The sequence below is a fragment of the Bradyrhizobium centrolobii genome (genome assembly GCF_001641635.1).
Taxonomy (GTDB): Bacteria; Pseudomonadota; Alphaproteobacteria; order Rhizobiales; family Xanthobacteraceae; genus Bradyrhizobium; species Bradyrhizobium centrolobii.
The window spans coordinates 18,021-26,980 of record NZ_LUUB01000116.1; the positions used below are offsets into that span (position 1 = coordinate 18,021).

The window sequence follows — 8,960 nt, forward strand, 5'->3', positions numbered from 1 at the left end:
GCCGCCACTCCCCGAGTTGATGGTGTTGGGCGAGCTCGCCCAAACGGCAGCAGATGGCAACAGCGACATCGGCCTCGATGAGGTCGGCCAGATCTTTGCCGGCCGCTTTGTCGATGTGGTCTCGGGCAAGGCGCGCAAGCAGGCCACACCGACCGCACGCGATCGCCGCCGCGCGGTCGAAGCCGCGCTGTGGATCGACGAGAACTCGCATGCCGAGCTCGACCTGGAACAGGTTGCGCGGCAGGCGGGCTTGAGCCCGTTCCATTTCCTGCGGCTGTTCTCCGCGGTGCTCGGCGTCACCCCGCATCAGTACCTCGTGCGCTCGCGGCTGCGTCACGCGGCGCGCCTTCTGACCGATGACGAGATTGCGGTCACCGACATCGCCTATGACGTCGGCTTCGGCGATCTCTCCAACTTCGTCCGCACCTTCCACCGCGCCGCCGGCGTGTCGCCGACGAAGTTCCGCCAGGCTTCGCGGGGGGAGCGCAAGATTTTCCAAGAGCAGCTTGCCCTCCACTGACTAGGGTTGTCTCCGACGCGCGCCACCAAGCAGTGCGCATTTGCAATGGAGACGATCATGTACGACCACATCGGATTACGCGTTGCCGACCTCGACGCCGCCACGCGGTTCTACACCGCGGTGCTGGCCCCGCTCGGCTACGTGCTGTGCTCGAGCGGCGATGGCTATGCCGGCTTCGGGCCGAAGGGTGAGCCGGCGCTGTGGCTGCATCTGAACAAGGGACGGAAAGCCGACGGCGCCCACATCGCCTTCCGCGCCAAGGACCACGATGCGGTGAAGAAATTCCACAGCGAGGGGCTGAAGAGCGGCGGTCGCGACAATGGCGGCGCCGGCCCGCGCAAGGACTACAGCCCGATCTACTATGCCGCGTTCCTGATCGATCCCGACGGCAACAATGTCGAGGCGGTTTGTACGTGAGCGGCGTGTTCCGTCATTCCGGGGCGGTCCGCAGGACCGAACCCGGAATCTCGAGATTCCGGGTTCGCGCTTCGCGCGCCCCGGAATGACTCCATCTGATGAGAAAGAATATGGACTCCATCCACAACGACATCCCCCTCAATGCCTCCGCGCGCGACGTCTGGGACGCGGTGCGCGACTTCGGTGCCTTGCATGAGCGGCTGGTGCCGGGCTTCGTGACCGCCTGCACGCTCGACGGCGAGGCGCGCACCGTCACCTTCGCCAACGGTTCGGTGGCACGCGAGGTGCTCGTCGATTGCGACGATCCGCGGCAACGCCTGGTCTATGCGATCAGCAACGAACGCCTGAAGCACTACAGCGCCTCGGTGCAGGTGATCGCCGACGGCGAGCGCAGGAGCCGCCTCGTCTGGATCATCGACTTGCTGCCGAACGAGCTTGCGCCCTATGTGCAGGGACAGACCAAGGAGGCGTTGACCGCCATGTACAGGGCGTTTCCGCCCGCGGCCTAGCGGCGGCTCACGCCCGCGGGCTCTGTGATTCTTCTCACAGAGCTCACCCCTCCTCGCCCGTAACCATGGCGCCGTGCGTCCGGTTGGCTCCGCTCTTCCGGGGGAGCTGCGCACGCGAGGAGCATGCCATGAGAGGTGCGGACAAGGTGATCTGCCAGGCGGCTGCCGTGCTGCTGTTGTTGTCGATCGCGAGCGCGCCGGCGAAGGCGCAGTTCGCAGGCCTCGGCGCTGGAGGCGCCGGCGGCGAGGACATGATGACCCAGATGGCGCCGATGCTGGAGATGATGAAGGCGAAAATGGGCAAGCGCCGCTTCGCCTTGCTGATGCAGACCATGGGCCCGATGATGAGCCGCATGATGGAGAATGGCGGCGACGGGCTCGGCGGCATGATGGGCGGTCCCGGCGGCGCAAATTTCGGCGGCGGCTTTGGTGCGCCCAATTACGGCGGCTACGCGCCGGTAGGCGCTGCGGGCACCATGCCGACACGGGTCGGAGGCGTCGCCGGCGGCGACTTCATGGGAATGCTGGGCGGTTCTGGTGCCGGCGACATGATGGCGATGATCCCGCAATTGATGCGCCTCGCCAATGCCGCAGGCGGCGGCCATCGCCACCACTAGCATCGCTGAAGCGCCACGGCGTACCGCCGCCGCGCCTCAGCTTCTTTGTTTGAGCATGATCTTGTCGGAAAAACTGGTTCCCACTTTTCCGGATCCTGCTCTAGTCTACTGCACCGGAGAGAGCGGGCCTGATGGCCGGCTTGATGTCACGTGGTCCCCAACGCGTCAGCACCACGCTGGAGCATGAGAGCACGCCGAGCACGACCATCGAGCTTGCCGCGAGCCAGAAGAAGCTTTGCGCGGTCGCGTCATGCGTCGACAGCCACCAGCCGCTAGTCCCGATGTAGACGAGCCGCGCGGTCTGCGCCAACACTGGCCCGATCACCTTGGCTGCGCCTTGCGATGAGAAATACATCGTCGAGGCAAGGCCGATGAAGGCGTAGAACGGCGCAACGGTCGAGAGATATTGGTGGCTCGTCGCGCGCACCGCCGCGCTGTCGGTGAAGATGTTGACCCAGAGATCGGGGAACAGCGCGACGAGACACGCCGGCGCGCCGACAGCTACGAAAGCGGATGCACCGGCGATCCAGGCGATGCGCCGGGCGCGCGCGATGCGGCCGGCCCCGACCGCCATGCCGACCATCGGCACGGAGGCGATGCCGAACGAGAACGCGATCGAGGTCAGCAGGAATTCGAGCCGCGCGCCGATGCCGTAGCCGGCGAGGATTGCGGTGCCGAACTTCGCCAGCATGTGGGTGAAGATCGAGATCGTCAGCACCGACTGCAGCGGCGAGAAGCAGGCGATCGCTCCGACCTTCAGGATGTCGAAGAACATCACCCATTGGATACGCAAGCCGCGCAGCTTCGGCACGACGCGGGCGCGCCCGGAGAACAGGTACCACCCCATCACGCAGATGTTCATCGAATAGGCGATCAGCGCACCGGCCGCGACGCCGCGCATGCCGAGCTGCGGCACGGGTCCGAGTCCGAGCCCCAGCGTGCCGCCGAGCACGACCTGCCAGACCGCGGAGTTGAGGATCAACAGTGACGGCAGCTTCATGTTGCCGGTGCCGCGCAGCACGCCAGCCATGGTGTTGAGCAGCCAGGGCAGCACGGCGCCGCCGAAGAACACCTGCGTATAGGCGATCGCATGCGTCAGCACGGCGCCGCGGCCGCCAAGCAGCTCTAGCAGGCGCGGTCCGAAGATCAGCATGCCCAGCATGAAGACGAGGCCGAAGCTGATGCCGATCAACAGCGCATGCGCGGCGAGCGTGCCGGCGCGCTCGCGATCGCCGGCGCCGAGTGCACGCGCGATGGCCGATGCCACCGCGCCGCCCATGGCGCCGCCCGACATCGTCATGGTCAGGATCACTGTCGGAAATACCAGCGCCATCGCGGCCAGTGCCTCGACGCCGAGCCGGCCGATATAGGAGGTCTCCGCAATCACCACGCAGGTGCCGGCCGAGAGCGCGACCACGTTCGGCCACGCGAGCCCAAGCAGCGTGCGCAGGATCGGTCCGTTGGTGAGCGCGCTCTTCACCGGCCGCGAAGGCGGCGGCAGCGGACGCTCTTGTTCATCGACCGGGATTTCGGCGATGTCGGACATGTCCTCTCCGGGGCATAAACGCCGACCAGGGCGCGGCAATGACTAGCTGTGCCAATGAATGTCTTCGCGTCAAAGGCGCGGTAAGCGCTTGTTAGCACGGCCGGCACCGATTCCTCCTGCGCCAGGCGCAGGCGTGCCCTGCGGCAGCGCATTTCAGTGGGTGGAATTATTCGATCGTCCAGACCAGCGGCAGAAGACCGCCCGCGGCCGCGCGCATCTGGACGCCGATATGGCGGCCGCAGCCGGCCGCGAGGCCTTCGAACAAGCCTTCCAGCACCTTTGCGCACGACGGATGATAATCGCCGACGTCGTCCATCAGCTTCCAGCTCTGCTGACGGATTTCGAATGCGCCTTCGGACATTGCCGTCTCCGCCGCATCATCCTGTGCGGCGAACAGCGCGCGCAGGAATGATGCGAACTCGCTCGCACCGCCACAGCTCGCTGACAGCGCCGCCGCGACCTCATCAACTGCATGCCGATCAGCTTGCCGGTGAGACGCAGCAGATAGCCGGCATCTTCCGGCCCGAACAGTTGCACCATCACGGGTGCGGCGGTGCGCACATATTCCATGGCGTAGTTGCGATAGGCCTTTTCCAGCCGCGGCTTCGGCCAGCTTGCGACCGGCAAAGCCGGCGCCGTCTTCGCATCGAACAGTGGCGCTTCCAGATGCCGTGCGAACACCAGGCGCTGGTCGAGTTCGAGCGGATGATCGTATTCGTAGTAATAGCCCTCGAGCCCGTCCTGGCCGTCGACGCTCTGCTTGGTGCAGACGAAGCCGAGGCGGAGATCGCCCAGCGCCACACCATTGTTGGCGTGCCAGCCGCGCAGCATCGCGCGCGAGACCTCGCCCGGTACACCGCAGATCGCGGTCCCCTTCCAGATCCAGCGCGGCGGCGGATAGCGGATCCAGGCCTTGGCGTCGCTCTCATACATGTATTCGACATGCACGCCGCCGATCCAGTTGGAGAGATAGTGATATTGCGCGGCCGCCACTGCCGGCGGCAGGTGACTGATCCCGAGCTTCTCGAGCCCGGGCAGGAAGCGCTCCTGCTGCTGGCGACGGAACACGCGGAAGACGAATTCGGCGGCATCCGCCGTGCCGCGCCGCGTGACGACGGTGAGGATGAGCCCGGTGAAATAGGCATGATAGAGATCGGCGATGGCGCGCCAGCGCCGCCATTGCGTTTCCTGCGCGGTGTCTGCTGCGACGGCCATGGTAACTCCCGATCGTTGTTTTGATCGAGTGTGTCACTGCGCCCAGTGACGGGCAACATGACGCCCATGCAGGCCGCCCTGCACGGCGGCTCGCCAATTCCGCATCACGAATTTTGCGACGACGGTGCGGCCCTCGCGGCGCGCTCGCGCTCGACCCGTTCGGTGACGTTGCGCGCCATCGCCACCGCTCCCTGCACCGCACCGCCGGCATCGCGCACCAGCGCGAAGGTCATCTCGATGTAGAGCCTGCGCCCGCACTTGTGCAGCGCGCGGGTCAGCGTGGGCCGGCCGGCGAGCTTCATGGTGCCGCTCGCGATCGCAGCCTCAAAGCCCTTCCAGTGCGCAGGCCGCAGATGCTCGGGAATGATCAGATCGAGATTTTGGCCGAGCGCTTCTTCCGCAGAGAAGCCGAACAACGCGCTCGATGCACGATTCCAGCGCAGGATCGTGCCGGAGCGATTTGAATAGATCAGCGCATCCGCGACATCTTCGAGGATCTTTGCGTCGAGTTGGGATGGATCTGTCATCTCGTCACCTCGCGCGAAGTGTAGCCCGGATGAAGCGCAGCGCAATCCGCGATATTCTAAGGCGAGAGTTCCCAGATTTCGCTTCGCAACCTGACGCACATTCGGTGTCATCGCCCGACTTGATCGGGCGATCCAGTATTTCAGAGACGGTGGAGCTTGAATCGATAGGCCGCGGCGTACTGGATGCCCCGGTCAAGCCGGGGCATGGCAGCGGAGGGTGTGACTACACCCGAAAATGCTTGCTCAGCTTCAGGCCCTGGGCCTGGTAGTTGGAGCCGATGCGCTGGCCGTACATGGCATCGGGGCGTGCCAGCATCTTTTCATAGACGAGACGCCCGACGATCTGGCCGTGTTCGAGGATGAAGGGCACCTCGCGCGAGCGCACCTCCAGCACCGCACGGGCGCCCTGCCCGCCGGCGCCGGCATAGCCGAAGCCGGGATCGAAGAATCCGGCATAGTGCACGCGGAATTCGCCGACGAGCGGATCGAACGGCACCATCTCCGCGGCAAAGTCAGGCGGAACCTGCACCGCTTCCTTGGAGGCGAGGATATAGAACTCGCCGGGATCGAGGATGAGGCTGCCGTCGGAGCGCGCCGAGATCGGCTCCCAGAAATCCTCGACCGCGTAGCCCGAGCGGCGATCGACGTCGACGACGCCGGTGTGGCGCTTGGCGCGGTAGCCGACGAAGCCACCGCCCTTCTCGCCGGAGAGATCGACGGAGACGGCAACGCCGCCGGAGAGATCGGCATCGTCGATATCGACGAGGCGCTCGGCGGCGTGCAGCGCATCGAGCTCGTCGGCATTGAGGATGGCGTCACCGGTACGGAAGCGCACCTGCGACAGGCGCGAGCCCTCGCGCACCAGCACCGGAAACGTCTTCGGGCTGATCTCGGCATAGAGCGGGCCGTGATAGCCGGCGCCGATCATGTCGAAGCGGCGGGTGCCGTCGGCGATCACACGGGTGAAGACGTCGAGCCGGCCGGTCGAACTCTTGGGGTTCGCAGCCGCGACGATCTCCGGCGGCAGCGCGAGGCTTTCCAGCAGCGGCACGATGTAGACGCAGTTGGTCTCCAGCACCGCGCCGTCGGCGAGGCTGAACTCGTGCAGCTTCAACTCGTCGATGCGCTCGGCGACGGTGGCGCCGGGGCCCGGCAGAAAGCTCGCGCGGACGCGATAGGCGATATCGCCGAGCCGCAAGTCCAGGCTTGCCGGCTGGATCTGGCTCTCGACGAAGTCGTAGGCGGGCAGGATGAGCCCGTCATCCGCCATCGCCGCGATCATGCGGTCGGGCAGGATACCATTGGCGTCGGCGGCAAGCGTGAACGTCAAACGGTGGTCCTCAACTCGGGTCAAAACGCATCCGATATGCGGAAAAACGAACCTTTTACCGCTATCCGATGGACGCCTTGACGGGAAGGGCGCGGCGGAATAAGAGCATAACTTATCCCGTGGTGATTTGAGCCGGCCGGCTTGCAGCCACGTTAAATAAGTCGCTAAACAGGCCGGGGACCTCTGTGATCCCGGCCAGTGGAGATATCCAGGCCGGTTTTTTTGTGACCATTTCGACGAGATGGTCATGTCGGAGGTCCTTATGTCGAAGTCGCCTGCCAACTACCGTCCCGAAACCCGCCTGGTCCACTCCGGCACCCTGCGCTCGCAATATGGCGAGACGTCGGAGACGCTGTTCCTGACGCAGGGCTACGTCTACGCCAGCGCCGAGGAGTGCGAGGCGCGGTTCAAGGGCGAGGATCCCGGCTTCATCTATTCGCGCTACTCGAACCCGACGATCGCGATGTTCGAGCGCCGCATGATCGAGCTCGAGGGCGCCGAGGCGGCCCGCTCGGCGGCGACCGGCATGGCGGCGGTGACGACCGCGATCCTGGCGCCGCTGAAGGCCGGCGATCACGTGGTGGCCTCGCGGGCACTGTTCGGCTCCTGCCTCTACGTCGTGCAGGACCTCTTGCCACGCTACGGCATCGAGACGACGCTGGTCGACGGCCTCGACCTCGACCAGTGGCAGCGCGCGCTGAAGCCGAACACCAAGACCTTCTTCCTGGAGAGCCCGACCAATCCGACGCTCGACGTGCTCGACATCCCCGCCATCGCCGAGATCGCGCACAAGGGCGGCGCGCGGCTCGTCGTCGACAACGTGTTTGCGACGCCGATCTGGCAGAGCCCGCTCGCGCTGGGGGCCGACGTCGTGGTCTATTCCGCGACCAAACATATCGACGGCCAGGGCCGGTGCCTCGGCGGCATCATCCTGTCGTCAGAGGCCTTCATCGCCGAGCACATCCACAATTTCATGCGCCAGACCGGGCCGTCGATCTCGCCGTTCAATGCCTGGGTTCTGCTGAAAGGCCTGGAGACGCTGGGCGTGCGCGTGCGCGCGCAGACCGATACGGCCGCTCGCGTCGCCGAAGTGCTGGCGAGCCATCCAAAAATTTCGCGATTGATCTATCCCGGCCGCGCCGATCATCCGCAGGCAGCCCTGGTGAAGAAGCAGATGCGCGGCGGCTCGACGCTGGTCGGCTTCGAGGTGAAGGGCGGCAAGCAGGCGGCGTTCCGCGTGCTCAATGCCTTGAGGCTTGCGAAGATCTCCAACAATCTTGGCGATGCCAAGAGTCTCGTCACGCATCCGGCGACCACGACGCATCAGCGCCTGAAGCCGGAAGACCGCGCCGCGCTCGGCATCAGCGAAGGCTTTATCCGCTTCTCCGCCGGGCTCGAGCACGCGGATGATCTGATCGAGGATCTCACCGCGGCGCTGGAAAAGGCGTGAGGCGGCCAACAACTCGGAATCGTAGGGTGGGCAAAGCGAAGCGTGCCCACCATTCACGATCTCAATGTTGATGGTGGGCACGGCGCGCCAAGAGCGCGCCTCTGCTCACCCTACGACAGCGGCGCCCTTCAACGTCGTCCCGGCGAAGGCCGGGACCCATATGTGGACGGCCCCCGTGGCACAAGAGCTTTGTGAGGTTTGGTCGGATCGCTTGCGTCCATATGTCCGGCCTGTTGGTGCGGCGTGTTGGGCCGCTGGCCAAGATGGTTTCCGCGACGCGAGTTCCAATCAACCACGCGACCTCGTTCGGCCGATGGGTCCCACGGATTTGCTCGCATCTTTGAACGATCGATCGCACCATCTCCTCTTGCTCTTGCAGCTCCGGTTCGGCCGGTGGCGAGCCCGCCGGTCGGCCGAATCCCTCAACTACGCGGTGGCGGCCATTTTGGATATCGAGCCGCGCGTTGTCATATTGCTCTCCCGTCGTCATCAGCTTCCAGGCGATGCGGGCCATCTTGTTGGCCAGTGCCACCGCGGCAAGCTTCGGCGTCTTGCGCTTCAAGAGCTCGATGAGCCAGCGCGGCCCACGAGCGTTTGTCATCGCTTGCTTAACGACCGAGGTCGCTCCCACCACCAGCAGCTGACGCAGTCGCTCGTCGCCCGCCCGGGTGATCTTGCCGAGCCTGGTCTTTCCCGCGGTGGAATGGTCCTTCGGCGTCAGGCCGAGCCAGGCGGCAAACAGCCGCCCCGAGCGGAAGGCGTGCGGGTCGGGTGCCTTCATCACCAGCGCGGCGGCCGTGACCGGACCGACCCCGGGGATCTGCGCCAG

The 8,960-nt window shown here is 65.5% G+C and carries 8 protein-coding genes, 2 pseudogenes and 1 riboswitch; of the genes and pseudogenes, 5 read left to right on the plus strand and 5 right to left on the minus strand.

The features are described from left to right. From AYJ54_RS53205 to AYJ54_RS41445, 4 genes are all read left to right on the plus strand, one after another. On the plus strand, nucleotides 1–520 hold a 520-nt coding region (locus AYJ54_RS53205), incomplete at its 5' end, for a helix-turn-helix transcriptional regulator (RefSeq protein ID WP_245329280.1). A gap of 57 nt (nucleotides 521–577) precedes the next feature. Then, the gene (locus tag AYJ54_RS41435; RefSeq protein WP_063708256.1) at nucleotides 578–937 is read left to right on the plus strand and encodes a VOC family protein; all 360 of its coding nucleotides are present in this window, start codon (nucleotides 578–580) and stop codon (nucleotides 935–937) included. A 110-nt stretch (nucleotides 938–1,047) separates the two neighbouring features. Next, complete coding sequence (locus AYJ54_RS41440; RefSeq protein WP_063708248.1) at nucleotides 1,048–1,446, plus strand: SRPBCC family protein; 399 nt, start codon at nucleotides 1,048–1,050, stop codon at nucleotides 1,444–1,446. 128 nt (nucleotides 1,447–1,574) lie between these two features. Continuing rightward, nucleotides 1,575–2,063, plus strand: a complete 489-nt coding sequence (locus AYJ54_RS41445; RefSeq protein ID WP_063708249.1) for a hypothetical protein — start codon at nucleotides 1,575–1,577, stop codon at nucleotides 2,061–2,063. Between the two features lie 100 nt (nucleotides 2,064–2,163). On the opposite strand, the gene AYJ54_RS41450 is transcribed toward AYJ54_RS41445, so the two are convergent. The 4 genes and pseudogenes from AYJ54_RS41450 to AYJ54_RS41465 form a co-directional block, all read right to left on the minus strand. Further along, nucleotides 2,164–3,609, minus strand: coding sequence for an MATE family efflux transporter (locus tag AYJ54_RS41450; RefSeq protein ID WP_063708250.1), 1,446 nt, complete (start codon nucleotides 3,607–3,609; stop codon nucleotides 2,164–2,166). 166 nt (nucleotides 3,610–3,775) lie between these two features. Continuing rightward, nucleotides 3,776–4,824, minus strand: a pseudogene (locus AYJ54_RS41455) (hypothetical protein). A 104-nt stretch (nucleotides 4,825–4,928) separates the two neighbouring features. Next, the gene (locus AYJ54_RS41460; protein WP_063708251.1) at nucleotides 4,929–5,351 is read right to left on the minus strand and encodes a PAS domain-containing protein; all 423 of its coding nucleotides are present in this window, start codon (nucleotides 5,349–5,351) and stop codon (nucleotides 4,929–4,931) included. Nucleotides 5,352–5,574: 223 nt separating this feature from the next. After that, on the minus strand, nucleotides 5,575–6,681 hold the full coding sequence (locus tag AYJ54_RS41465; RefSeq protein WP_063708252.1) for a 2'-deoxycytidine 5'-triphosphate deaminase: 1,107 nt from the start codon (nucleotides 6,679–6,681) through the stop codon (nucleotides 5,575–5,577). A 109-nt stretch (nucleotides 6,682–6,790) separates the two neighbouring features. After that, nucleotides 6,791–6,870: riboswitch (SAM riboswitch) on the plus strand. A 73-nt stretch (nucleotides 6,871–6,943) separates the two neighbouring features. On the opposite strand from AYJ54_RS41465, the gene AYJ54_RS41470 reads away from it, so the two are divergent. Further along, nucleotides 6,944–8,131, plus strand: a complete 1,188-nt coding sequence (locus tag AYJ54_RS41470) for an O-succinylhomoserine sulfhydrylase (RefSeq protein ID WP_063708257.1) — start codon at nucleotides 6,944–6,946, stop codon at nucleotides 8,129–8,131. Between the two features lie 460 nt (nucleotides 8,132–8,591). On the opposite strand, the pseudogene AYJ54_RS41475 reads toward AYJ54_RS41470, so the two are convergent. Then, nucleotides 8,592–8,960: pseudogene (locus AYJ54_RS41475) on the minus strand (transposase); the annotation flags it as partial.